At 43.3% G+C, this 25,328-nt stretch carries 20 protein-coding genes; 12 read left to right on the top strand and 8 right to left on the bottom strand.

What is annotated here, in order from left to right:
• Positions 1–138: 138 nt before the first annotated feature.
• The 8 genes from MTO98_RS19930 (at position 139) to MTO98_RS19895 (ending at position 11,799) form a co-directional block, all read left to right on the top strand.
• Positions 139–315 carry a hypothetical protein gene (locus MTO98_RS19930; RefSeq protein ID WP_243480744.1) on the top strand — a complete coding sequence of 59 codons (177 nt, stop codon included), beginning with the start codon at positions 139–141 and terminating at the stop codon, positions 313–315.
• Complete coding sequence (locus MTO98_RS19925) at positions 312–3,401, top strand: TonB-dependent receptor (protein ID WP_243480743.1); 3,090 nt, start codon at positions 312–314, stop codon at positions 3,399–3,401. Before MTO98_RS19930 ends, MTO98_RS19925 begins: the two co-directional genes overlap by 4 nt.
• A gap of 24 nt (positions 3,402–3,425) precedes the next feature.
• Positions 3,426–4,982 (top strand): RagB/SusD family nutrient uptake outer membrane protein, encoded by a 1,557-nt coding sequence (locus MTO98_RS19920; RefSeq protein ID WP_243480742.1) that lies wholly within the window; start codon positions 3,426–3,428, stop codon positions 4,980–4,982.
• A 190-nt stretch (positions 4,983–5,172) separates the two neighbouring features.
• The gene (locus MTO98_RS19915; RefSeq protein ID WP_243480741.1) at positions 5,173–5,649 is read left to right on the top strand and encodes a hypothetical protein; all 477 of its coding nucleotides are present in this window, start codon (positions 5,173–5,175) and stop codon (positions 5,647–5,649) included.
• An 11-nt stretch (positions 5,650–5,660) separates the two neighbouring features.
• Positions 5,661–7,496: an arylsulfatase gene (locus tag MTO98_RS19910; protein ID WP_243480740.1), complete on the top strand. Its 1,836-nt coding sequence runs from the start codon at positions 5,661–5,663 to the stop codon at positions 7,494–7,496.
• A gap of 96 nt (positions 7,497–7,592) precedes the next feature.
• Positions 7,593–9,473 (top strand): arylsulfatase, encoded by a 1,881-nt coding sequence (locus MTO98_RS19905; protein ID WP_243480739.1) that lies wholly within the window; start codon positions 7,593–7,595, stop codon positions 9,471–9,473.
• Positions 9,474–9,475: 2 nt separating this feature from the next.
• Positions 9,476–10,207, top strand: a complete 732-nt coding sequence (locus tag MTO98_RS19900) for a thioredoxin domain-containing protein (RefSeq protein ID WP_243480738.1) — start codon at positions 9,476–9,478, stop codon at positions 10,205–10,207.
• A gap of 8 nt (positions 10,208–10,215) precedes the next feature.
• The gene (locus MTO98_RS19895) at positions 10,216–11,799 is read left to right on the top strand and encodes an arylsulfatase (RefSeq protein ID WP_243480737.1); all 1,584 of its coding nucleotides are present in this window, start codon (positions 10,216–10,218) and stop codon (positions 11,797–11,799) included.
• A 96-nt stretch (positions 11,800–11,895) separates the two neighbouring features.
• On the opposite strand, the gene MTO98_RS19890 is transcribed toward MTO98_RS19895, so the two are convergent.
• From MTO98_RS19890 to MTO98_RS19865, 6 genes are all read right to left on the bottom strand, one after another.
• Complete coding sequence (locus tag MTO98_RS19890) at positions 11,896–12,858, bottom strand: hypothetical protein (protein ID WP_243480736.1); 963 nt, start codon at positions 12,856–12,858, stop codon at positions 11,896–11,898.
• Between the two features lie 61 nt (positions 12,859–12,919).
• The gene (locus MTO98_RS19885; RefSeq protein WP_243480735.1) at positions 12,920–14,185 is read right to left on the bottom strand and encodes an O-antigen ligase; all 1,266 of its coding nucleotides are present in this window, start codon (positions 14,183–14,185) and stop codon (positions 12,920–12,922) included.
• Positions 14,160–15,287 (bottom strand): DUF1972 domain-containing protein, encoded by a 1,128-nt coding sequence (locus MTO98_RS19880; protein ID WP_243480734.1) that lies wholly within the window; start codon positions 15,285–15,287, stop codon positions 14,160–14,162. The genes MTO98_RS19885 and MTO98_RS19880 overlap by 26 nt, the downstream gene beginning before the upstream one ends.
• Entirely contained in the window at positions 15,226–16,428 is a 1,203-nt protein-coding gene (locus MTO98_RS19875; RefSeq protein ID WP_243480733.1) for a glycosyltransferase family 1 protein, read from the bottom strand. Before MTO98_RS19875 ends, MTO98_RS19880 begins: the two co-directional genes overlap by 62 nt.
• Positions 16,418–17,437, bottom strand: a complete 1,020-nt coding sequence (locus MTO98_RS19870; protein WP_243480732.1) for a glycosyltransferase — start codon at positions 17,435–17,437, stop codon at positions 16,418–16,420. The genes MTO98_RS19875 and MTO98_RS19870 overlap by 11 nt, the downstream gene beginning before the upstream one ends.
• A complete protein-coding gene (locus tag MTO98_RS19865) occupies positions 17,430–19,115 on the bottom strand; it encodes a hypothetical protein (protein ID WP_243480731.1) in 1,686 nt (561 codons plus the stop codon). Before MTO98_RS19865 ends, MTO98_RS19870 begins: the two co-directional genes overlap by 8 nt.
• Positions 19,116–19,317: 202 nt before the next feature.
• On the opposite strand from MTO98_RS19865, the gene MTO98_RS19860 reads away from it, so the two are divergent.
• Positions 19,318–20,730: a polysaccharide biosynthesis C-terminal domain-containing protein gene (locus MTO98_RS19860; protein ID WP_243480730.1), complete on the top strand. Its 1,413-nt coding sequence runs from the start codon at positions 19,318–19,320 to the stop codon at positions 20,728–20,730.
• Positions 20,727–21,941: a glycosyltransferase family 4 protein gene (locus MTO98_RS19855; RefSeq protein ID WP_243480729.1), complete on the top strand. Its 1,215-nt coding sequence runs from the start codon at positions 20,727–20,729 to the stop codon at positions 21,939–21,941. Before MTO98_RS19860 ends, MTO98_RS19855 begins: the two co-directional genes overlap by 4 nt.
• Here MTO98_RS19855 and MTO98_RS19850 read toward each other — a convergent pair.
• A complete protein-coding gene (locus tag MTO98_RS19850) occupies positions 21,925–22,725 on the bottom strand; it encodes a glycosyltransferase family 2 protein (protein WP_243480728.1) in 801 nt (266 codons plus the stop codon). The genes MTO98_RS19855 and MTO98_RS19850 overlap by 17 nt on opposite strands.
• Before the next feature lie 112 nt (positions 22,726–22,837).
• Positions 22,838–23,014, bottom strand: a complete 177-nt coding sequence (locus MTO98_RS19845; RefSeq protein WP_243480727.1) for a hypothetical protein — start codon at positions 23,012–23,014, stop codon at positions 22,838–22,840.
• Between the two features lie 298 nt (positions 23,015–23,312).
• Between MTO98_RS19845 and MTO98_RS19840 the strand changes: the two genes are divergently transcribed.
• On the top strand, positions 23,313–23,960 hold the full coding sequence (locus MTO98_RS19840) for an RNA polymerase sigma factor (protein WP_243480726.1): 648 nt from the start codon (positions 23,313–23,315) through the stop codon (positions 23,958–23,960).
• Complete coding sequence (locus MTO98_RS19835; RefSeq protein WP_243480725.1) at positions 23,957–25,249, top strand: hypothetical protein; 1,293 nt, start codon at positions 23,957–23,959, stop codon at positions 25,247–25,249. The genes MTO98_RS19840 and MTO98_RS19835 overlap by 4 nt, the downstream gene beginning before the upstream one ends.
• Positions 25,250–25,328 lie beyond the last annotated feature (79 nt).

The following is a 25,328-nucleotide window of genomic DNA, read 5'->3' as shown; positions in this document are numbered from 1 at the left end:
AGGACTATGAAATAATCAAAATAAGTACATAAACAAATAAGGGAAAAGCAAAGCTTTTCCCCGGTCATTAAAACAACGAAACAGGGATCGATTGGCGTTGAGCCTGTTTCAATGGTGTCATTTTAACTATTCAAATCTATGCAAAATATTGCAAACGAGGCGAAGGGCCATGTTTTGCCCTTCACCTTGCCCGCAGCGCTCTTTACGCTGCAAATAATTGAGGATGCTTTTCATCCGCAGCAATTATATCCGCTGTTTTATGGGTATGCTGATCCGTTGTCTGGTTTTTCATCATTTAAAAACCTGTCGACATGAAAAAACTTTTATTAATCCCATTCCTGCTGCTTATCAGTTTTCCGTTGTTAACCATCGCGCAGCAAACTCAGCCCCTTATCAATTCACACCTGGTTGGTCGTGTAATAGATAGCGCAACCCGCGAGCCGTTGCCTGGCGCTGTAGTTAAAATCCAGGGTACTACACACGTTGTTTCAACAGATATTGAAGGTAAATTCAGTTTTGTAACCGGTCAAAAGTTTCCCTATAAGCTTATTATAACCTTTACAGGTTACGAAAAGAAGGAGTTTATTGCCGATGGCAGCCCCGTTGAAATTAAACTTAAAGATGCCCAAACCCAGTTAAACCAGGTGGTTGTGGTGGGGTATGGTACGCAAAAACGTAAGGATATCACCGGTTCGGTAGCTTCTGTTCCTGCACTGGCTTTAAAACAACCTGTTCCCTCGCTCGACAGGGCTTTGCAGGGCTCGGTTTCGGGTATCCAGGTAACGCAGGCCACCGGACAGCCGGGTGCGGGTGTAACGGTACAAGTACGCGGTGTAAACTCTATCAACGCCGTTGCCGAACCATTGTATGTAATAGATGGTTTCCCTACTTCAAACAGCAATTCATTGACTGATGCAGGCGTAGCTAACGGCCCTAAGATCAATCCGCTGGCATCTATCAATACCTCGGATATTGAAAGTATCGAGGTTTTAAAAGACGCTTCGGCCACTGCTATTTATGGTACACGCGGTGCAAATGGTGTTATCATCATCACCACTAAAAAAGGAAAAGCCGGTGTGTCTTCTATTAATTACGATGGCAGCTTCGGCAGGCAGGAAGTGATAAAAACCTTATCCCTGCTCAATACCCCGCAATGGGAAGCTTTACGTAATGATGCTTTAGTTAATACGGGTAAAACCGCCCAAACCGAAGCTCAGCTTAACCCTTACAATGCCAATACCGACTGGCAGGATGCCGCTTTTCGCAAAGCAAACTCACAAAACCACAGTCTTTCAATATTTTCAGGTACCGAACGTACCAGGCTTGCCTTTTCAGGTAATTACTTTAAACAGGACGGGATCCTGCAGAATACCAACTTTGAGCGTTATGCAGGCCGGGTGAACGTGGAGCACGATTATAATGACAAGTTTAAGATCTCGTCATACATCACAGGCAGCCGCACCACCGCGCAAATAGCACCCCAGGGGGTAGTACCTGCTATTTTGCTGATGACGCCAACCACACCGGTTTATAATAGCGACGGGTCATTCTTTAGTAAAAACGTATTTGAGGGCACTTACGGAAACCCAATCAATACGCTGTACAACCAAACCAACACAACTACTACAAGCCGCGTGCTTGGCAATATCGCAGGCGATTACAAGATTACAGATAACCTTACTGCAAGGGTATTAGCAGGTATCGACATTATCGACAATAAACAAAACCGGTATTTACCTGCTTCAGTTTACGAAGGTTCTGGCTATTCTGGCTTGGGCGAGGTTGGTACGCTTAATTCCTTTAACTGGCTTAACGAAAACACGTTGACTTATAACAAAAAGTTTGGCAAGCATTCACTGAATGTACTGGCCGGTTTCACCCAGCAGCAATTTAAAGCCGAGGGTTCTATCAATGGTTCATCAGGTTTTGTGAGCGATTATGATACTTTCAACAATCTTGGCTCAGGCAGTGTTACATCTGTTTCGGGAAGTGGTTTTGCCATAGCGCCGTCTACATCGTCAAATACCTGGGCGTTAAAATCGTACCTCGGGCGTATTAACTATGGTTTCAACAGCAAATATCTGTTAACCTTAACTCTTCGCGCCGATGGTTCGTCAAAATTTGCTCCCGGTCACCAGTGGGCATCGTTCCCTTCTGCAGCTGTAGCATGGAATGCTTCAAGTGAGGACTTCCTGAAAAATGTTACCGCTATCAGCCAGTTAAAGCTGCGCTTTAGTGCAGGCCAAACAGGTAACAGCGATATCCCGGCTTACCAGTCGTATTCACAATTAGGGTATTATCGCTACAATTTTGGCAACTCGACTGTTGCAGGTTTTGCACCAAACAGTTTGTACAATCCAAACTTAACCTGGGAAAAAACCAGCCAGTATGATTTCGGTTTTGACCTTAGCTTGTTTAAAGACAGGATCAGCGTAACAGCCGATGTCTATTACAAAAAGACAACCAACCTGCTGCTTTACCTTCCATTGCCTGCTACAAGCGGTTTAACTATCATTACCAATACCGCCATTACCAACCCTCAGCAGTATGAAAACGTGGGTTCGGTGCAGAACAAAGGTTTCGAGCTTGGCATAAGTTCACGCAACCTGACCGGTGGCTTTGTTTGGAATACCAACCTCGTGTTTGCAGTTAACAGAAACAAAGTACTTAGCCTTGGCGGTAACGGGGTTAACCAGTTCATTCCTGACTCATCGCTGCCATCCATCATTAAAGTTGGCGAGCCTATTGGTTCATTCATCGGGTATAAAACCAATGGATTGATCCAGCCGGGTGGCCCGGTACTTACACCGGCAGCTAATACACAACCCGGTGCCCAAAACTACCAGGATATCAATGGTGATGGCAAAATAACACAGGTAGCCGATAGGGTAATCCTTGGCAATTCGCAGCCTAAATTTACCGGTGGTATCACCAATACGTTTTCGTTCAAGGGTGTCGATTTAAGTGTGTTCTTACAGGGGTCATACGGTAATAAAATTTACAATCAGCAAAGAGCTGTGTTGGAACTGGGTACCGGTTATACCAATGCCACAACCACTTTACTTAACCGCTATACACCTACCAACACCAATACCGATGTTCATAGTGCTTACCAGGATCCGGCTGCAACTATATCCGATAGGTTTGTTGAAAACGGTTCATACCTGCGCCTTAAAAGCCTCAGCTTAGGTTATACTTTCCCGCAATCGGTACTTTCAAGGTCGCCTATCAAAAAGATCAGGATTTACGCCAACGCGCAAAATCTGGCTACCTGGACAAAGTATACCGGTTACGATCCGGAGGTGAGCAGCAACGAGCAATCGGCCATTACATCGGGAGTTGACAACGGTGCTTATCCAAACAACAAATCATTTATTGTGGGTATAGGTATTACCCTGTAGCCGATAACCTTTGATTTTTTTAACATGAAAACGAAAAATATTATATACCTGGTTTTATTGACTGCTTTTGGTGCCGCATCTTGCGCCAAGCTCAATGAAGATCCGCGGTCATTTATCCCGGCAAGCCAGTTTTACAAAACACAGGCCGATGCCGTAGCGTCCGTTACTGCGGCTTATTCACTGCTGAATGGTGGTGCAAATACAGTGCAAACACCTTATAACACCCTTTTTAATACCGGTATGAATTTCATGGCCGATGATGAGGGGCCTGGCCCGGGCGCTACCAATGCCGATGTACGCTCGCAAGCTGTACTGGGGCATTCGGCATCAGGTTTGCGAGTTCTCCAGATCTGGCAGCAGCATTATGCGGCTATCAAAAAGGCTAATATCGCCATTGATACTATCCCCGACATAAAGTTTGATGCTACACTGAATAAAAGACTGGTGGCCGAGGCTAAGTTTTTGAGGGCACTTTATTACTTCAACCTGGTGAGACTTTACGGCGATGTACCTTTGGTGCTGCATGATCAAACATCCATTAACCTGTCTGATCTGCAGGTTCCCAGAACAGCCGCGGCCACGGTTTACGCCCAGATAGAAACTGATTTGACCAACGCGGCTGTTGACTTGCCGAATAGCTATACAGGTGCTGACGTTGGCAGGGCCACCGCTGGCGCAGCATATTCGTTATTAGCTAAAGTTTACCTTACCGAACGCAAATGGGATAAAGCCGTTACTCAGGCCGAAGCAGTGATCAATGGCCCATACGGCTACGATCTGTTTGCCAATTATGCCGATGTGTTTTTACCTGCAACCGAAAATGGAAAGGAGCATATTTTTTCAGCACAGTTTAAATCAAATTCGCAGGGGCAAGGTAATAACCAGGCTCCTCGATCAATATTGAACGGTATCCCTGGGATGGTAGGCAGCTATGCCGATCAGGTGGTATTTTACTCTGTACCCGATGCTACTAAACCTAATGGTGTAGATAAGTTTTTCAGTATCTACAAACTGTATCCTGCCAACGATAAACGTAAACGGGTAAGTTTTGTAACCCGCTTTCAAAGTCCTACTACCAATCTATGGTACGGCAAGCTGAACGATGCAACCATCGCTAATGATTCAATCCCTTTCTTTAACAAATACTACGATCCAAGCGTGGTAGCTAATGAAGCCGAGTCAGGCGCTAATGTGCCTATCATTCGCTTTTCGGAAGTGCTGCTGATTCATGCAGAAGCCGAGAACGAACTAAACGGGCCAACAGCAAAAGCTTACGCTTCTATTAACAGGGTGAGGAAACGTGCCGGGCTTGATGATCTTTCAGGGCTTGACCAGGCGTCATTCAGGGATGCGGTTTATTTAGAACGGAGGCTGGAGTTTGTGTTTGAATACCAGCGCTGGTTTGATCTGATCCGTGAGCGGGATGCATCAGGTAAGGGGATTCTTGAGGCAAGCTTGCTCAAAGTTGGCAAAACCAATGTAAGCAAAGGCGCGGCGGGTAAATTTTACCTGTTCCCGATACCACAGCAGGAAATTGACAATAGCAATGGGAAGCTAACCCAAAACCCGGGCTGGCAATAAGCAAGGCGCATAGTTTACTCACCCGGTCTACGCTACGCTGGACCACCCTCTCTCCGGCAAGCCGCAAAGAGGGTGGGGGAAATAAAATAAAAACCAAAAAATCCCCTCTTTACGCGCAGCGTAGAGAAGGGTGACAAGCGAAGCGAAGTCGGGGTGAGTAAATATACAAGCGATTTAAAAGCGATAACCTATGAAAAAGATAACAATGTTCCTGCTCATACTGGCCGCCCTAACCGGCCGGGTATCAGCACAAAGCGTCCCTATCGAAAGTGGCTCGCACGGCGTAGACCCACGGGTAAGTGCTGCCGTTTTCCAGGTACTTGACGAATACATGACCACTTTTAATGCCAAAGACCTTAAAGGGTGGGAGGATACCTACCAGTTTCCGCATTACCGGTTGGCTGGCGGCAAAATGTCGGTACTGGAAAAAGCCGGTTTACGCGATTCAGCTAAAGTATTTGGCGAACTGCAAAAAGCAGGCTGGGACCACAGCCAATGGGACCATCGCAATATTGTGCAGGCATCGGCCGATAAGGTACACGTGGATACCCGCTTTTCACGATTCCGTGCCGATGGCAGTTTGATAGGGCACTATGAATCACTATACATATTAACCAAAGAAAACGGCCGCTGGGGTGTAAAGTTCCGCTCCAGCTATGCCGAATAAACTTATTACCAATGAAAGCAAAGAAAATAACATTAGTCCTGTCGCTTGGCTTGCTTGCAGCGTTTACAGCCAAAGCACAAAACGGACAAGCACCGGCATTTGGCGGTACGGTGGGTAAAACGCTTGATGATTCGAAGGAGTGGTGGCCCGAGCCTCATAAAGCGCCCGCCGGCGCGCCAAACGTATTATGGATCATTTTAGATGATGTTGGCTTTGGTGCTACAAGTACCTTTGGCGGCATCATCAAAACTCCCAATTTTGATACGCTGGCCAATAACGGCCTGCGCTATACCAATTTTCATACAGCTGGGATTTGCGCGCCAACCCGCTCGGCCTTATTAACAGGGCGTAACCATCACTACGTTCATGAAGGTGGGTTTTCGCATGTTGCCATGTCGGCCGGTTTTCCGGGTTATGACGGACGCATCCCTTCAGATAAAGGCACTATTGCTGAAGTTCTGCGTGAGAATGGCTATAATACCTTCGCGGTAGGTAAATACGGTTTAACACCTGACGAAGACGCCACCGATGCCGGCCCATTTGATCGCTGGCCTACAGGCAAAGGTTTTGATCATTTCTTCGGATTTTTAGGATCGGCTACCGATCAGTATAAACCCGACCTGGTTGAGGACAATGCCCATGTAACCCCGGATGGCCGTCACCTTACCGATCAGATCACAGACAAAGCAATATTTTATTTAACGCGCCAGCATAAAGTTGCGCCTGATAAACCATTCTTTTTATACTATGCTCCGGGCGCTACGCATTCACCTCACCAGGTGGCAAAAGAGTGGAGCGACCTGTACAAAGGTCAGTTTGATAGCGGCTGGGACGATTTCAGGGAGAAGGTTATTGCAAGGCAAAAACAATTGGGTATCATCCCGGCCTACGCCAAATTGCCTGAGCGTAATACACGGATCCCGGCATGGAAATCATTGCCTGATGCCGAGAAGAAACTGTACGCCCGTTTCATGGAAGTTTATGCAGGATATTTGACCTATACCGATCATGAAGTTGGCCGATTGATCAATCATCTGAAACAAAGCGGTCAGTTGGATAACACCTTGGTGTTTGTGATCATTGGTGATAACGGTGCAAGTAAAGAAGGTACGGTTCACGGAGTTATCAACCCTAAAAAGAACTCGCCCAAACTGGCTACCGAAGAAGCTTTTCTGAAAACCAATATCGAGGATATTGACGATATCGGTACGCCACAAGCCAGCACTAACTACCCACTGGGTTGGGCACAAGCTGCTAATACACCATTCAAATACTGGAAACAGGATGCCAATTCTGAAGGCGGCACACGTAACCCGCTGATAGTTTATCACCCTAAAGGCATTAAGGGTAAAGGCACCATCCGCACCCAATACGGGCATGTGATTGACGTATTGCCTACTACGCTTGAATATACAGGCATTAAACTGCCCGAATATATCCGTGGCATTAAGCAGGATACTTTACAGGGTACTTCATTGGTGTATTCATTTGATCATCCCGAAGCGAAATCAAAACATGTTTTGCAGCACTATTACATTTTTGGTTCGAGATCTATTTACAGCGATGGTTGGAAGGCCGAAGCCGCACACCACCCGGATAACGTGGAATTGGGGGATTTTAAAGTTGGACAAAACGTACCCGATAAAAGCTTTGATGAGGATACCTGGGAATTGTATAACCTGAACGAAGATTTTAACGAGCGCATTGATCTCGCTAAAAAATATCCCGAAAAGTTAAAAGAGCTGAAAGCTGTATTTGAAGCACAGGCCCAAAAGAACAACCTGTATCCGTTCATCGACTGGTATGATGTGTATCACCAGCGTATCCACAAAAATTATAAAAAGTAACCAATTATATAAAAGCTAAAAGCAGAAGGCAAAAAGCCCAAAGCTTGATTGCTATTTGTGAGCTGATTAATAAACTATATATAACCATTTACAATTATGAAATACGATTATCAACGAATTGTCGCCTTATCGGCAATGGCCGTAGCGTTCAGCTTACCTGCCTTTGCGCAATTGCCGCAGGTTAAGGTGACGCCCGCTAATATAGCGCCCATCGATCCCGCCAATTACAAGGGGGTGGAAGGTAAAACGCTTGCCGAATCAAAAGAGTGGTGGAACAAACCACTCAAAGCGCCCAAAGGCGCGCCAAACATTGTCTGGATTTTGCTGGATGATGTGGGTTTCGGTGCGTCAGGAACTTTCGGCGGATTGATCAATACGCCAAACTTTGATACGCTGGCCAATAATGGTTTGCGCTATACCAATTTCCATACCGCAGGCATCTGCGCGCCAACGAGATCGTCACTACTAACCGGACGTAATCACCATTATGTACACATGGGTAACTTTGCACACGCTTCAACGGCTGCCGGTTTTCCAGGCTATGATGGCCGGATTCCGCCAGATAAAGGCACCATTGCCGAAGCTCTTCGTGCCAATGGCTACAGCACTTTTGCCGTAGGTAAATGGGGCGTTACTCCTGATGAGGATACTACAGCCGTTGGTCCGTTTGATCGTTGGCCAACCGGCAAAGGTTTTGATCACCACTTCGGGTTCCTTGAATCAGCTACCGATCAGTATAATCCGCCGCATTTGGTTGAGGATAATTTCCACATCAAACCGGATGGCCGCAACCTGAACGAGCAGATTACCGATAAGGCTATTGCTTATATTGATGCAGCACACAAGGCGGCACCCGATCAGCCTTTCTTTTTATACTACGCACCGGGAGCTACCCACGCACCTCACCAGGTAAGCCATGAATGGAGCGACCTGTATAAAGGCAAATTTGATGAAGGATGGGATGTATACCGTGAAAAAGTATTTGAAAACCAGAAAAAAGCCGGTTATATCCCTGCTTATGCCAAACTGCCCGAGCGTAACGAGCGTATCAAGGCCTGGAACAGTCTGCCTGCCGATCAGAAGAAATTGTATGCCCGGTTCATGGAAGTTTATGCAGGTTATTTGACCTATATCGATCACCAGGTGGGCCGCGTGATCAGTTACCTGAAAGCTTCTGGCCAGTTTGATAATACATTGGTTTTCGTGATGATAGGCGATAACGGCGCCAGCAAAGAAGGAACCGTACACGGTGTGATCAATCCAAAAAACTCGGCAGCAACCACACTCGAAGCCGACTATATCAAAAGGAATGAAAGCGATTACGAAACCATCGGTACGCCCGAAGCTTCAACCAATTATCCTTTAGGTTGGGCACAGGCAGCCAATACGCCGTTTAAATATTGGAAATCGGACGCTGATGCCGAGGGCGGTACCCATAACCCGCTGATAGTTTATTATCCAAAACTCATCACCGAAAAAGGCGGCATCCGCACGCAGTACAGCCATGTATCTGATGTATTCCCAACTACTATTGAGGCTGCCGGGTTAAAACTGCCCGAATACGTTAAAGGCATTAAGCAGGATACGTTGCAGGGCAAATCATTTTTCGGCTCGTTCAACAACGCGCAGGCAAAAACATTGCATGCCCAGCAATACTATTACATTTTTACGTCAAGGTCGATATATAAAGATGGCTGGAAAGCCGAGGCTGCGCATCGCCCGGACAATGTGGACCTGCTAAACTTTCCGAAAGAGAAAACCATTCCCGAGCGTAATTACGATAACGATGTTTGGAAGCTTTATAACCTGAACGAGGATTTTAACGAGCGTATTGATCTCGCCAAAAAATATCCTGAAAAGTTAAAAGAGCTTAAAGATCTGTTTGATGCCGAAGCTAAAAAGAACCATATCTATCCGTTTATTGACAGGGACGATATCAACAACAAAAGGATCCACAAACTCGAAAACAACAATTAACCATGAAAAACTTAAAAATTGTATTACTGGCCCTGCTGGTAGTTTTCAAAGGCGAAGTAAAAGCGCAATCGCCTGCTTTATTATCGCTCGAAGCTTTCGCGGCTAAACTAAAACAGGCAAAAGAACCGCAGATCCTGGACGCCCGTTCGGCGGAAGAGTTTGTACAAAATCATATCAAAGATGCCGTAAATGTTGACGCAAAAGCAGCAGACTATCAGCAAAAACTGGATGGCTTGGATAAGGAAAAGCCAACCTTTGTTTACTCAATAGCTAATGGCCGGAGCACGGTGCTTTCGCGCGAGTTGCGGGCCAAAGGATTTAAGGATGTTGAAGAGTTACCAGGCGGTTTAGCCAACTGGATAGGTTCGGGTTATCCAATTATTTCTACCACAAAAAAAGGGGTTTCACTATCAAAAGCCCAATTTAATGAACTGACAGCTTCATCGCCTTTGGTGTTGGTTGATTTTGGGTCGAGGTATTGCGGGGCCTGCAAAAAGTTGGTGCCTGTATTGGATTCGCTCAAAGCAAATTCAGCTTTTACTCCGAAGGTGATCAGTATTGAAGTTTATGACAATACCAACTTAGCAAAAGAGCTAAAGGTAAATGTATTGCCAACGTTGGTACTGTATAAAAACGGTAAGGAAGTTTGGAAAAAGCAGGGCTTTTCATCAACTGCTCAGGTTATAGCAACTACCGAACTGGCCAAAAGCGGATTGGCTGCCAATAATAAATAACCCGGAATATGATTAAACACATTGGCTACCTATTGGTAGCTATATTTTGCACGGGGCCTGTATTTGGGCAGGCCCCTAAGCAAAAGCCCAATATCGTTGTCATTTTAGCCGACGATATGGGCTTTTCTGATATTGGCTGCTTTGGTTCGGAAATCAGCACACCTAATATTGACAGGCTTGCGCGTGAGGGATTGAAGATGACACAATTTTATAACGCGGGCAGATGCTGTCCATCGCGGGCTGCATTATTAACCGGGCTGTACCCGCACCAGGCAGGTGTTGGCGACATGGTAAAATACAAAGGTTCGCCGGCATACCAGGGTTACCTGAATGACCACAGCGCTACCATTGCCGAGCTGCTGAAAGATGAGGCAGGTTATAACACCATCGTATCAGGTAAATGGCATGTTGGGTTGCAGCAATCTGCACTGGCCTATAACCGAGGGTTTGATCAATCATTTACCATGCTGAACAATGGCAGCAGTTATTTTAACTCGGCACCGTTGTATAATGATGGCAGCAAGATCACCTTTATGCTGAATGATAAGGAGATCACCCGTAGCGATACTTCAAAATATCTTACACAAGCCATTACCGACTTTGCGATCAAATCATTGAATGAGATCAAAAATCAGCAGAAGCCGTTTTTTATGTACGTGGCTTACAATGCCCCGCATTGGCCTATTCAGGCGTTGCCACAGGATATTGCGAAGTTTAAAGGTCAATATCTTAAAGGCTGGGATGTGTTACGAAAGAAGCGTTATGAAAAACAGTTAGCCGCCGGTATTATTAAAAAGCAATGGCAACTACCAGCAAGGGATAAACGTGCCCCTGCATGGGATTCATTATCTCCCGAAGAAAAAGACAAATGGGATACCCGCAAGGCCATTTATGCGGCTATGGTTTACCGGATGGATGCATGCATAGGTGAGATTCTGGCTAAACTGAAGCAGTTAGGAAAAGATAAAAATACCATCATCCTGTTTGCATCCGACAATGGAGGCAGTGCAGATGAGGTGAAGAGCCTGTCGACTGTGATACAAAAGGACGGAACTCCCGGTTCTGTAAATTCAATTGACAGTTATGAGATCCCCTGGGCAAACGTAAGCAATACCCCGTTCAAGTTGTTTAAACGCAATACACACGAAGGCGGTATAGCAACGCCGCTTATTGCCTGGTATCCGGGACATATCAAAGCCGGAAGTAGCAATAGTAGCCCCGGACATTTGATTGATCTGATGCCTACTTGTCTTGATATCGCAGGTATTAGTTATCCCACTCAATTTAAAAACAGGCAGTTAACGCCATTGGCGGGCATCAGTTTGCTTGATGCCTTTAAAGGGAAATCATATATCGGTAATAAAACATTATTCTGGGAGCACGAAGGCAGCCGGGCCATAAGAAAAGGCCAATGGAAATTGGTTGCAGAAATTGGCGAGCCCTGGGAGTTATATGACCTGAAAGCAGATCGCTCTGAAATAAACAACCTTGCTGCAAAGTATCCAGATAAAGTTAAAGCGCTTGAAGCAGAGTACCTTGCATGGGCTAAAAAGGTTGGTGTTGTTGATTGGAATACGATTAAAGCGTTATAATTATCAGATAACCAAAATCTACAAAACAATTAAAACAGGAAGCAGGCATGGAGCTGATTTTATTTGACTTCAGGCCTGCTTTTAATGCTAAAGCAGTTATTGAGCAACCTGTTCTTCAAATTGTTGTAACAAGTTGGAAACTTTGATCCGGTACCTTTCAATCAACTTAAGCTGAAAGTTTTCGGGAGCGGGCTTGGCAAAGTGTTTGCTTGCTGCCATGCTCATTACAGCGCCCCGCATATTGAGTTTTTTCATTTCGGTTTTCTTGTTCCACCTGCCTGATGTGATCTGCATCAAGGTATTATCCAGCCAATTGCCAAGCCGGTTGTTAAACAAGCGTTCTATAAGGGATTTAAACCATGCCTTTTTTAATGGCCTGGCAGTAGCAAGGCGCATACATTTGTTAGGAAGGAAATCGTGCATCCATGTGTTGGCACCATAAAAGCTTTCAAAGGTGATATCTCCTTCAAGCGGGATAATCGTAGCTACTTCAATGGCGGTATAAATGTTTTTTTCAACTATCTGCAGCCGGGCCTCGTCAATATAATAATTCATGCAGTGGTTGTGTTGTTTACCAACCAAAAACGTAAGCTTTTTAAACATATGCATAAACGTACGCGCAATCCATAGCCGGTTGCGCTCGGTAATGATAAAAAAATCAATGTCCGAATTGTCGTCGGCACAGTTTTTTGATAATGACCCCGAAATGCCTATGCCTCGTACATATGGAAACCTGATGAGGAAAGCGCCTACTTCTTTTGCCTTATTGATCAGTTCGGCAGCTTTTTTATTTCCCTTGTTGCGTTTTACCGCAATCATGTAATCGTTTTTGAGCGAATAAAACCTGTCGAAATGAAACACCAGCTTGTTGGCTATAAGATGATCAAGTGCTTCAGTGAAATCATGCTGGCCATACTTGTTTTCCAAAAACAGGAATATTTCGCCGTAGGTTAACGGATAGTCCCACATGTCAAAATAGGCAAGGGTGGCTAAAATATTGTTCCGGGTATTCAACAAGCGTTTATTATTTTGTTCAATTAAGGTGGCTATACTTTTCACGTCTTTGTATATATAATGATGACGTATCGCTTATGGCTTTGGTTGCCTGCCAACAAAGTAGTTACACAATATTTTTAGCTTGGTTTTCAGTTTGTTGGGCGCTTGTGGAAAATATTAATAATGAAAAAAACACACTGTAAAAAAAGATGCCCTTATCTACGTCTAAAAAGTTTTCGGATAAGGAAACAGCAATTACAACAACCATAAAAGCCATCAGCATCAAGTCGCGCCTGGTGATAGCTGCCCTGATGCCAAACATTAACGCAAAAAGGTAAACGAGTAAGCCGGTGATCCCCGATTTAATAAAGAAGCTAATAAACTGATTGTGGGCGTTTAATCCGGCCAAATATGATCGGTAAAACTGGTGATCAAAAAAAGGATCTTTTAGTAAACCCACCTCCGTGCCTGCACCATGTCCTATAACCGGTGATTCTGAACCTATAGCTATAGCTACGCCCCAGCGCGCGAGCCTTGGATCCGTAAGTTCGGGTCCGGTTGATTTGCTAAGGTCTTTTCTTAATTCGGTAACGTACCTGTCGCGGAAGGCGCGCATTGTGAAAATACCTGCTATTACTGCAATAAATAACGACGTAACTATGGTTATATATTTTAAACGTATCCGTCCCCTTAACATAAACCACGGAATAACCACATTCAGAATAATCACTATCGCTACGAATATTGACTTTGAACTAAGCTGAATAATACCTGCCGCCAGTAAACAACAACATAACAAATAAAATATCCGACGCTTTGCTGATTTCTCTTTTATAAACACATATATAAGATAAACTAAGGCTAAAACTATTTGCATAGAAAAAAATGTGGCGTGAATATCCAGCGGCTCCGAAAAGTTGTGATTGGTAAATGCCGGTGACACTAAAACCTTTAACGGTAAATGATAATATCTGATAGTAATTAACGCCTGTAAAAAAAGATACCCGATAGTAGCAACACATCCCAGGGAAAATACCAGCAACAGATTGTGCCTGTATTTTTTTATATCGAGCGGGTTAAAGCAAAAAATCAGCGGAATAAGCAAAATAGTGACCTGCCTGCCTAACTCTGTAAAAGCCCGCGGTTTATTTGTGCTGTAAATAGTGCTTAACAGGGTCACCAAAAAAACAGCTGCCAAAGCAAAGTTAGTGCTGGTTAATAATGGTTTAATGGTGCTTTTTTGAATTTGAACAATAGTGTGCAATGCTAAACCTATTAACAACAAGTGGCTGTAAAACATATCAAACGGCAGGCTCAGCAGCAGTAGCATAAGCAGGTAATAGCTTATCCTGTTGTTCAGCGTATCATCGGGCATTAATAGTTTCTCCATGTTGTTTGCGGTAACATTCCACTATAAAATCTTCATAATCGCTGATCACTACATCCCAATTAAACAGGTATTGTATTTTGTAAAGGTTGTTCTTTACCATCTCGAGTTCTGTATCCTTACGCTGCACATTCTCAACCAGGTGGCGAACCTCATTGGCATTATCAAAATAGAATGCATCCGAATTTAATACCGATTTATTGAAAGGGTTGTTATGGGCGGCAATCAGTGCTTCGCTGGCCATGGCTTCAAGTAACGACGGATTAGTACCGCCAACGCTATGCCCGTGAAAATACAGGTAACTGTTGTTTTGGAGTGCACGCACAACCGAGTTATCAAAATTGGCACCTTTAAATTGAATCCGGTCGTCGTTTTTAAACCTGTGGGTTATGAATTTGCCAAAGCGGTTGCTGGTATCGCCCAAAACCATAAAGCTTTTTTTTGACGAGCTGCTGTTAAAGCCTTCTAAAATGGTTTCGATGTTATTTTCCGGCTCCATGCGGGCCATTAGTAAAAAGTAGTCTTCCTTAAGCACTTCGCTTTTGTCAAACTGCTCGCGTTCCTGTTCCGAAAAAAGGTCAGCACCGTAGGGGATATACCGGCTCTCAACTTCGTACTTATCTTTCAGGTATGATCTGATCACCCTTGAGTCAGAAATATAATACTGACTATGTTTTACAGCCAGTTTTTCGGCATACTTCAGGAATTTTTGTACAGGTTTTGAGTATTTAGAGCGTTTCCACTCCAGTCCGTCCATATTGGTAATGATCACGCTGTTTGGCGGGTACAAATGTCCCCAAACCGAACTGCTGGTATAACCCATAAGCAGTACTACATCAAATTTGCGTTTGCGCGCATCCATCAGGCAGTTAAAGTCATAGGCAAATTGCCCGGCAGTACCTACAAGGTATTCCGGATCATAGCAATGTACAATGTTAACACCATTCCAGGTATCGGCTTTGTAAGGGTGGTTATGCGAATTATAAACAGTAACCGAGTGCCCTTTTTTTACTAAACCGGCCGATACATACTCGGAAATATGCTCAAACCCGCCATAGTAGTTCGGGATGCCCCGCGTGCCTAAGATCGCTATTTTTAGTTTCATGACAATGAAAGTTTGCTTGTAGTAAGTTGTAAAATATCACACTGCTTTTTTGCCAGTGATACTGCTGCTCAACGTGTTGTGCCACCCGGCCGGTAAAGGCATAACCGGGAGGTTGCTGCACGGCAAAAGCCAGTTTCTGCTCAAAATCTGTTTGGTTGGCAGGGTTGAAAGTGTACGGTGCAAAAAAGCCGAAATTTTTCATGGCTGTTTCTGACGAACACAGTACCGGGGCACCGCAAATTGCGGCTTCAAGCGGCGGAATACCAAAACCTTCTGCTTTTGACGGATACACGAAAAGCCTGCAGGCTCGATAAAACGCGGCAAGATCGGCCTGCTCGGCTTGCGGGATCCACCGGAAAAATTGTTTTTGCTCAGGCCTAAGGCTCCTGATGAGTTTGGTTAATCCGGGTGTTTTTATAGATGCCTTGCCGATGAACACCAGGCTAACGCCTTTCTCATAAAGCTTTAAGTCCAGATACTTTTGCAGCAATAAAAGATGGTTTTTTCGAGGTTCAATACGGCTGGTATACAGGATGAAATTGCGGATGCCGAATTTCTCCGCCACCCAATCTTCGGCCTCACGTTTTGAGGACTGGTATTGCAGCAAAGATTTGCTCACCCCGTTTTGAATAATGTGTACATCGTTTGCCGGGATCTGGTAATAGTTGCAAATACGATCTTTTGAATAGTTGGATACGGTGGTTTTGATATCCGCATTTTTGATGCTGCGGCCAAAAAGATAATTGCGCGGTACGCTGAACAGAATAGGGAAATCCTTCCTGAAATCGTTAAAAAGCATATCGTGCATGGTGACGATGTACTGGCAGCCTGCTATTTTTTTAGGGCTGATATACTGGAAGTGCGCAAAATCAAAACCGTATTTTTTGATATAAGCAGGGATGTCAAAAATGAAACGCAGAATATTAACTCCCCTGTTCTTATAAGGCAATATGTTTTGTACCGGAAGCAGTGGAAACTGTTTGCGGATATTAGCAGTATCGCGGGCCCCGATATAAATATCCAGGTCTGGTCGTTCGGCCAGCAAGTGATTATATAACTCACGTATAAAAGTCTGCGCCCCTTGAAATTCCTTGTCGAAGGAGTGGGCATCAACAAACAGTTTTATCTTTTTAGCTGCCATAGTTCAACTCCTTTTGATTTAGTACAGCGGTTGGCAGTTCGGCTCCGGCTAAGTGGAAATTACCTTTACCTAATTGGTATAACCTGTTCAGCGTGCGTTCGGGCAAAAACGACATCACCAGTAAAAGATAATTTTTTACATGAAGCGGGCTGATGTATAGGGTTTTGATGAGGTTTTTCCTTGCCTTTTCAGGCTGATAATTATTCCATAAGTATTTTTTACCCAGCAAGGCGTAATAAGCGCCTTCCTTAATACGCGGCGATAATTGTTTGATCCCGATCTCGGATAGCTGTTTTCCTTCAGTTTCGGTAATGCTTAGCTTACGTAAGGTGCGGTACTTGATCTTCCTGAATTTGCCAGTTCGCCATTTTTCATCAATTGTAATTGATTCGGCATTGAGCCTCACTTTAATAAGTGGTTGGTTAAGGTTAAAAGCCTTTTCGTGCCTAAGGATATCAGCCCATAAAAAATGATCTTCAAAAGTATAGGCCAGTTCATTATAGCCACCGGCATTTAAAACAGCATCGCGTTTATAAAATACACTTGAATGAATAAAGGGGCAAATTTTATAACTAAGCTGACGGATCTCGTTATGGCTCAAAGCATCAGGCTGCCAAGTGAAAATCAGGTCGCCGTGAACATCGTTATAATCAACTCCCGACCCTATTATGGTATAATATGGGTGCGACTTAATGAAATCATACTGAACCTGCAGGCGGTAATGATAGCATACGTCATCAGCATCAAAACGAGCAATGTACGGAGCCCGGGCATAACGTAAACCGTTGTTAAGCGCTGCTGCAACGCCCTTATTTTCCTGGTTTAAAATAACTATGCGCTCGTCGTTAAATGATTTGATGATGTCAAGTGTATCATCAGTTGAGCCGTCATTTACAATGAGCAGTTCAAAATCAGTAAACGATTGTTCAAGCACAGAGGCAATTGCTTCGCGGATATATTTGCCGGCATTATAGGCAGGCATTAAAACAGTAATTTGAGGATCATGCATAAGTAAGTTCCTCCGGCACTGTAGTTTTTGTTTTCAAATTAGAGGCAGTTGTTTCTTTTATGTTGAGGAATAACATCAGTTCAAAAATTATCAGTACCGAGAGCTGCTCAAACCAGTAATCAAGAAAAAATATACCTGCAACCATCATGATTATAGGCAAGCCATAGCTGATTTGTTTATAATGCCGTGCAAAAAAACCGATGTAAAAAATGATAAGGGCCAGTAAACCCATGATCCCATATTCGCTTAGCATCTGATCGTAGGTTGAGTAAGGATTATTCCGTACCGAACGGAACTCCGCATTTTTACTGAAAAAACTTAGGTACAGGTCAAAATGGTTGCCCATAAACGCAGGGTTGATATAAACGTAGTTTTTGGGGTAATCGCCCCTAATGCCGGCACCGGCCGCCCTGAAGGCTATTTTAGATGAGAAGTTTCCTGCTCCCAGGCCGGCTATACTTTGCAATGGATTAGTAACGAAATAGTTGAATGTTTGTGCAGCAGCTGTGATCTTGCCCGGTAGGGCGGGCATAAAAGGTTCAACGTGGCAAAGCGGTAATTGAGCCCAATGAATGGCAATGCAATCAATTAATTGTTGCCTGTCGGGAGTTACTTGTCCAATGTTGTAAAATTCGGCAAAGTGGGTATTGGGTTCGGGAATGTACAGCCTGCCGTAATCAGTAAGCGGCAGCCCTTTTATCTTTTTGTCAAGCTCAGTCAGTTTTTCCTGCCTTGCCTTTAACACGCTCAGGCTGTCCAGGTAGTGTTGTGCAAATTTACGGCGATTTTCCTCTTTGCTTATTAGTAAACTGTTTACATCAGATGCCGTATTGTTTACCGTTTTAATTTGTTTTTCGGGACGGTTTTCACGCAATGCACTTGCCGTTACCTCGTTAAGGTACTTACCGTTTTGTGGCGATATTTTAGCCATGGAAACGATGTAGATCATCAATGCCACCACGATCATGCTTTTTTGACTGCGCGTGGTTTTGAAAATAAATATGAATGTCAGGATTAGCAGAAACAAAATACTGATGAGGTTACTATAGGTGAGTACCAGTGTGCTCATGCATACGATCATCATGGCCAGGTTGCCCTTGTAAATAAAATAAAATACGCCAAATGCGCAGAGAACGGCATTGGTTGATGAAATATCGAAGCTAAGCCCCATTACGTCATCGCCTGTATTAATAAAGTAACGCTGGTGCATCCCCATGTATGCGTAAGGGTTAATGCTTTTGATGATCCACATAATGTGCAGCAGGTTAGCTGCCGAAAACACTGCGTTTATGATAAAGAAGATCACCAATGTGCGGTAAATGGTTTCGGCATCTGTTTTATCAACCATCAGTTTAACCTGGTGAACTGCCAATAAGGCCAATGCCCAGCATATCAATGCCCAGCCAAAAACGGGGATATAATAAACATTAAAGAAATTTCGGTTAATGATAGCCGCAATAACAGCTATCGGGAAAACGAGAATGTAAAACAGCGGTATTCTTGAATTAAACAGTTTAAAGCCAAACTTGAAATTAAACTGCGTTAAGTAAACAAAAAGCAGTGCCGCTATCTTAAGTGGAATGTGCACGTTAATAAACAGCAGCAAGAATAGCAGTAGCCGCCAATCGGCATAATTTTTCCATTTCTTAATATCAAACCCCGGCAAGCTGATAGTCATTATTTCACAGTATTTATCGATCTCTGTTCCCGGTTTTGCGGGCCTGATTTCAAATGTTTTGTTTAAAGGGGTTACGTGTCAAAAAATGGAATGGTTGCCTCGTTATTATGCCGATATATGCAGATATTTAGCCAGGGTATAAAAAGTTGCAGGCAACCGGTCTGTAAAAACAATAGTATAAGGGTATAAATAACATACAGCGTTGCTCAGGAGTAAAGCGTTCATCAGGTTTTTTTCATCGGGTTTGCAGGCCTTGGCCCTGCAGGTGCTTGGCAGTATTTTTTTTTATGTGATTTCTGTTTACCTGAGTAAAGACAGCTTTGGCACCATAAGCTGGATGAATGCCTTATCAATATTTATTACTACCATCCTTGGATTTGGATTGGAGCAGGTGGTGATTCGCCGCATAGCAGCCTCCCGCAGATCGGATTGGGCAGCAGCGGCATTTTTGTTTCACTCACTTGCCGCTTTTTTTTTAACCCTAACCGTGTTATCGCTGCTAAGCATAGTATTAAAAGGTGATGTTTATCGCTTATTACCCTGGTTTTTCATGGCACAAGGCTTGCTTTTTCTGGGCATTCCGTTAAAGCAGTTTTTAAATGCAAAAGAAAAATTTACACCTTATGGAGTTATTGCCATTATCAGTAACAGTTTACGGGTTTGCGGTGCATTTTATCTTGTTGCGGTCCATCAAATTCAGGTTCATTCCATTATTATTATAATGATATGTACCGCCGGTGCCGAGTTGCTGGCATTGCTTATTTATGTTGTTACCCAAACCAGTTTTAGTTTTAAATTTCGTTTTCAGGCTTATAAAAAACTCATTAAAGAGGCTACAGCGCAATATATATCTGTGATATTTGATATGAGCCTTTCGCGGATGGATTGGCTGTTGCTGGGTTTTATGGCAAGCAAAGCAATTTTGGCCGATTATAGTTTTGCCTACCGGGCTTATGAGCTTACCCGGCTGCCCATGCTTATTATAGCGCCGGTTATTTTACCGCGGTTATCCCGGCTCATGGCTTCAAAACCATCTAACCAACTGCAGCAGCAGGTAAACGCTTTCAATACTGCCGAACTGTTATTGGCCATGCTGCTGCCGCTTGTTTTTAACATACTCTGGACACCGGTGGTTGGTACTATAACCGGCGGCAAATACGGGGCTGCCAATGCTGCCGAGTTTTCAATATTATCGCTGTGTATACCCCTGCAGTTTTTTATAAACCTGCTTTGGTCGCTAAGTTTCAGCGTTAAAAAGTATAAGGCGGTATCATCTGTTACTGTAACCTGTGCTATTACAAATATTGGCCTTAACCTGATATTGATCCCGCTGTTTAAAGGCGTTGGCTCGGCTGTGGCATTTTTAATTACCAATGCATTACAAGCTGTGCTTTATTACCGGCTTGTAAATAAACATGTAATGGATATCAGTTTACGTCCATTTTTAATCTTGCTCCCTGCGGCATTGGCTGGTTGGTTTATAACAGCTTCTATGAACGTACATTTTTTGCTGAAGCTTTTATTAGCGATGATCCTTTATCTTATAATAGCCGTGGTTACAAAACAGCTAAGCAGGCATACTATTCAAAATAGTAAACAATTTTTAGCGCAATGAACATTTTATACCTGTGCGATGAATATCCTCCCGGGCCGCATGGCGGTATTGGTACCTATGTGCGGCTGATGGCACAGCAAATGGTAAAGCTGGGCAACAAAGTAATAGTTGCAGGGTTGTATAGCCGCGGCTATGGGGGCCAAGATCAATTTGAGGATAACGGTGTAAAAGTTTTCAGGTACCGATGGGGAATTGATGGCAAATTGTTCGAAAATCAGCAGGGTATAGGCACGCGAATAGTTAACAGAATACTGCTGGATACCGGCATGACCCAACGGGATATCAGAAGGAGTTTGGCTGGCTATCAAAAAAAACTGGAACAGATTATTGCTTCAGAGCAGATTGATATTGTTGAAATGCCGGACTATAATGATTACATCAGGTTTTGCCACTCATATGTGCGTTTTCCGGCATTGCCCGTTCCTGTGGTTGTTAAATTGAATGGTTCTATCACCTACTTTAATACCGAAGCCGGGAAACCGGTTGGTCGCCATGTTTTGAAAATGGAACAGGATATTTTGAACCGGGCAGCAGCTGTAAGCAGCGCAAGTACCTATACCGCCGTAAAAAGCGCTGCTTACCTGTCATACAACAAATCAATCAAGGTATTATATAATGGTATTGATACAAGTACTATTGTTAAAAATGAGGCCATGCGCGATAACAAACAGGTGGTATTTACCGGTAGCCTTGTACCTAAAAAAGGTATTTTTCAGCTGGCAAAAGCTTGGAATATTGTTGTAAATGAAATCCCGGATGCACGGTTATTGATACTTGGTAAAGGGCCCGCGGGTAAAGTATCAGCTTTTTTGCAGGGACACTCAAAAAGTAATGTTGTATTTAACGGTCATGTTGATAAGCAAGAATTGTATGATTGTTTAGCTAAATCGGCTGTAGCCGTATTCCCTTCGTATGCCGAAGCCTTTGCATTGGCACCATTAGAGGCAATGGCTTGCGGCACGGCGGTGGTTAATTCAAACCGCACCTCTGGCCCTGAATTGATTGATGATGGTATTAACGGAATTTTGATAGATCCCGACAATATTGAGATGTTGGCATCTTCAATTATTATGCTGCTTAATAATCTCGAAAAACGAATGAAGCTTGCCTTAGCAGGTAATGAAAAAGTGAAACAATATTTTGATATAGATATTGTGGCGCGGCAAACACTGCAATTTTACAGGCAGGTTTTAACTAAGCCTGTTCTATAACCAGCTCATTACGATAGGTATCTTGTTTTTGAGCGAGCTCTTTATATTGTTTAAGATAGGTGTACTTAAGGCGTGTGTTTTTATAAATGACGCGCGCTATGGCCAATCCCTCGGCTCCGTCCAAAAAGCCAAGCCTGATAATATAGTTACGTAAAAAGCCAAAAACAGGGGATAAATGCAGCTTGATAAATGTAGCTTTTTTTCCGGCTTTGAAATACTTAGCAGCACTTAGCTGGGCGTAGTGAATTGCTTTATATTTAAAGTCGTCAATGTCGGTTACTGAATGATGGTGAATATAGCCTGACAAACTTTTGATTTCTATATGGGGAGGTAAAAGCAATGTTTCGTGAACCTCAGTTTCGCCCCATTTTACTAATGCACGGTTAAACAAACGCAGGTGATGGTCGTTTCCCCAATTTCCAAAGCGGATCAGTTTTTTACCAAAATATGATTTGAATTTAATGTCGTAAACAACATTGGCCTTATCAAAGTTTAAATTATGAAGCGAATTTACGAGCTCCGTGTCTGGTACTTCATCGGCATCAATACTTAAAATCCAATTATAGCTTGCCTGCGCTATTCCTTTGTTTTTGTTTGCACCATACCCGCTCCAGCTTTTTTGAAATACCCTGCAGCCATAATGGGAGGCAACAGCCGGGGTACCGTCGGTACTGTCATTATCAATCACAACAATATCATCGGTAATTAAACGGCACATTTTTATGCAATGCTCAATTAGGGCGGCCTCGTTTTTAGTAATGATCACAACAGACACTGGTACCATGCAGCAGTAGTATTAGTAGTATATAGTATGAGGGATCTGTCACTTCCCTTTATAATACATATCGTACATGCATTGGGTATGGTTGCCTTGAAATAAGTAAACGGAAAAAATATTATGGATTTTGTTTATTCCATGCCGGTACATTAACAATTTTATCAGAAACAGAATTTCGGCAGGTTGGGTTAGGGCATAGGATGGTCCAGCGATCTTTAGTTTGTTCAACTACCGGGCGTATCCCGCAAATTTTACAATTGTTAATCGGGAAGTTTGGGTTTATATCGATTCTCATAAAAGGCTTTTAAAATAGCCAGGGATTTTATATAGAAACATTACGTTATAAACGTACGTATCAGTTGCCTTCGGCATCAAAAATATCATTATTGAATAATGATTTAGTTAGCGGGTATCAACTTGTACATATTTTGTATACATACTCCCGATAGATGTGAAATTGACGATGGCTTTGCCCGGGTTTGAGAAAAAATAAAAATATTTTATGCAGCAGGCAACCTTTTAATATTAGTTGCCGTGATGTGCGTAGATTAGGTTAAATTTATGCGTTTGATTCTGAGTTTATAAAACCCCATATGGGCGAAGAAGAGTTACATCAACTGATCAATGGTTGCGTAAAGCAAGATAGAAAAAGTCAGAAAATGCTTTATAAGGCGTTTTATGGCTTCTCTATGGGCATTTGTCTCCGTTATGCAGGTAACCGCGACGAGGCTGCAGAGGTTATGAACCAGGGTTTTATGAAAGTATTTACCCATATTAACAGGTTTGACACGTCAAGGCCGTTTAAAGCATGGATCGGCAGGATCATGATGAATGTGTCTATCGATTATTATAGGGCCAATTTAAAAATGGCCTATACCGAAGATCTGGAAAAGGCAGAAAACGTAAGCGAGGGCGACCTCACCGATAAAAACTTAAACTATGAAGATTTGCTTGCCATGGTTCAGCAGTTACCGCAGGCATATCGTACTGTGTTTAACCTTTTTGCAATTGATGGATACTCGCACGAGGAGATAGGCGAAATGTTAAATATCAGCCCGGGAACTTCTAAGTCAAACCTGCATAAAGCACGGCACAAACTAAAACAAATGATATTAAAAGCAGAGGAAACTGCTAATAAAACCAATTACAACAGGGGTATGGATATTAACCCGATTGTGGCCTACAACGGCATACGAATAGATGTAAGAAGCACTTTTTTTAATAATGGTATCAGAGGATGAAAAGCGAAGAGGATTTAGATAACATTTTTAAGAAGCGACTGGAGGATCCGGCAAATCATCGCGCGTTTAACGAGGATGACTGGGATGCGCTTGAGCAAATGCTTGACAAGGGCAAAAAACGCCGTGGAATCGTTTACTGGTTGCCTATTGCCAGCGGGATAGCGGCTATGTTACTGTTGTTCTTGGGATGGTTATTTTTAAAGCCCAACGTACAGGATAACAATTCGGCCAGTCAGCAACAAGTTAAAGTTAAACCTGTTACCCCTAAAACAAATCCAGATACTAACAATCCTGTTGTACAGCAGCCTCAAGCGGTAGATAGTATCAAAGCTATACCGCCGGCAAGCAACAACATAGCAGCGAGCGGTAATCCCGGCAATCGTGCTGGCGCTGGTCAAAATGTTTTAACGCCTAACGGAAATACTAACCATGCAGTTACAGGTATAAATAAAAAGGCCCTTACTGGTCATGATACGATCATGGCAAGGCACACAGATCTGATAGCAAACGCTAATCTTTCAGATAACGATGCTCCTGTTTTAAATTTATTGGCAAACAGATCGTTAGCGCTTAATATTCAGTCAACTCCTTTAGCAGTGCCCGATTTTAAAACCAATATTGAAATACAACCTGTTGCCGCAACGGCATCCAAACCGGATAAAAAAATAACCAAACAGGGTTTTGGCTACCGGCCGCAATGGGCTATTACCGCGCTGGCCTCATCTGATGTTAATGGTACAAACTCTTTTCAGGGTAAAGTTGGCAGCAACTATGGTTTGTTGCTTTCATTCGGTGCTACTAAAAAACTCACTATCACAAGTGGCGTTGTTTATTCGTCAAAGCCTTACAATACAAGTTTTGCCAATTATCGTACAGCGTATACCTTTAAACATGATCCAACCGACGTAACTGCCGATTGTAAAATGCTTGATATCCCTATTAATATAGGTTACCAGGTTTATGGTAATTTCCGTAATAAATTGTCGGTAGGCACAGGTTTGTCATCATACCTTATGCTGCATGAAAAGTATACTTACAACTATGCCGATGGTACTAACAGCGCTGCATGGCCGCAAACCTATACTGTGCCTAACAGCAAAGGATACCTTTTAAGCATTGTCAATATTAACGCTACGTATGAGCATAAAATAAACTCAAACTTTGGGATAAGCGTGCAGCCATATATGAAAGTACCCATTTCGGGGGTTGGATATTCTGATATCAAATTACAATCAACAGGTGTGGCAGTAGGGGTAACCTATAATATTAACTCGTTTAGGAAACCATAATAGTTTTACCCAACGGTCTGTTAAGGCGCTCATTCCGCGTATAACAAATGGAATTGTTATCTTGCGCCACATTTACCCG

Source organism: Mucilaginibacter sp. SMC90, from assembly GCF_022811725.1.
Taxonomy (GTDB): domain Bacteria; phylum Bacteroidota; class Bacteroidia; order Sphingobacteriales; family Sphingobacteriaceae; genus Mucilaginibacter.
This window is presented reverse-complemented; position numbering and strand designations above follow the sequence as displayed.

Excerpts from the sequence above, each read along its gene's own strand:
- MTO98_RS19855 (WP_243480729.1), top strand. The coding sequence starts at position 20,727 with ATGAACATTTTATACCTGTGCGATGAATATCCTCCCGGGCCGCATGGC.
- MTO98_RS19900 (WP_243480738.1), top strand. The coding sequence starts at position 9,476 with ATGAAAAACTTAAAAATTGTATTACTGGCCCTGCTGGTAGTTTTCAAA.
- MTO98_RS19875 (WP_243480733.1), bottom strand. The coding sequence starts at position 16,428 with ATGGCAGCTAAAAAGATAAAACTGTTTGTTGATGCCCACTCCTTCGAC.
- MTO98_RS19835 (WP_243480725.1), top strand. The coding sequence starts at position 23,957 with ATGAAAAGCGAAGAGGATTTAGATAACATTTTTAAGAAGCGACTGGAG.
- MTO98_RS19895 (WP_243480737.1), top strand. The coding sequence starts at position 10,216 with ATGATTAAACACATTGGCTACCTATTGGTAGCTATATTTTGCACGGGG.
- MTO98_RS19905 (WP_243480739.1), top strand. The coding sequence starts at position 7,593 with ATGAAATACGATTATCAACGAATTGTCGCCTTATCGGCAATGGCCGTA.
- MTO98_RS19920 (WP_243480742.1), top strand. The coding sequence starts at position 3,426 with ATGAAAACGAAAAATATTATATACCTGGTTTTATTGACTGCTTTTGGT.
- MTO98_RS19870 (WP_243480732.1), bottom strand. The coding sequence starts at position 17,437 with ATGCATGATCCTCAAATTACTGTTTTAATGCCTGCCTATAATGCCGGC.
- MTO98_RS19880 (WP_243480734.1), bottom strand. The coding sequence starts at position 15,287 with ATGAAACTAAAAATAGCGATCTTAGGCACGCGGGGCATCCCGAACTAC.
- MTO98_RS19925 (WP_243480743.1), top strand. The coding sequence starts at position 312 with ATGAAAAAACTTTTATTAATCCCATTCCTGCTGCTTATCAGTTTTCCG.
- MTO98_RS19930 (WP_243480744.1), top strand. The coding sequence starts at position 139 with ATGCAAAATATTGCAAACGAGGCGAAGGGCCATGTTTTGCCCTTCACC.
- MTO98_RS19845 (WP_243480727.1), bottom strand. The coding sequence starts at position 23,014 with ATGAGAATCGATATAAACCCAAACTTCCCGATTAACAATTGTAAAATT.
- MTO98_RS19840 (WP_243480726.1), top strand. The coding sequence starts at position 23,313 with ATGGGCGAAGAAGAGTTACATCAACTGATCAATGGTTGCGTAAAGCAA.
- MTO98_RS19915 (WP_243480741.1), top strand. The coding sequence starts at position 5,173 with ATGAAAAAGATAACAATGTTCCTGCTCATACTGGCCGCCCTAACCGGC.
- MTO98_RS19865 (WP_243480731.1), bottom strand. The coding sequence starts at position 19,115 with ATGACTATCAGCTTGCCGGGGTTTGATATTAAGAAATGGAAAAATTAT.
- MTO98_RS19910 (WP_243480740.1), top strand. The coding sequence starts at position 5,661 with ATGAAAGCAAAGAAAATAACATTAGTCCTGTCGCTTGGCTTGCTTGCA.
- MTO98_RS19850 (WP_243480728.1), bottom strand. The coding sequence starts at position 22,725 with ATGGTACCAGTGTCTGTTGTGATCATTACTAAAAACGAGGCCGCCCTA.
- MTO98_RS19885 (WP_243480735.1), bottom strand. The coding sequence starts at position 14,185 with ATGGAGAAACTATTAATGCCCGATGATACGCTGAACAACAGGATAAGC.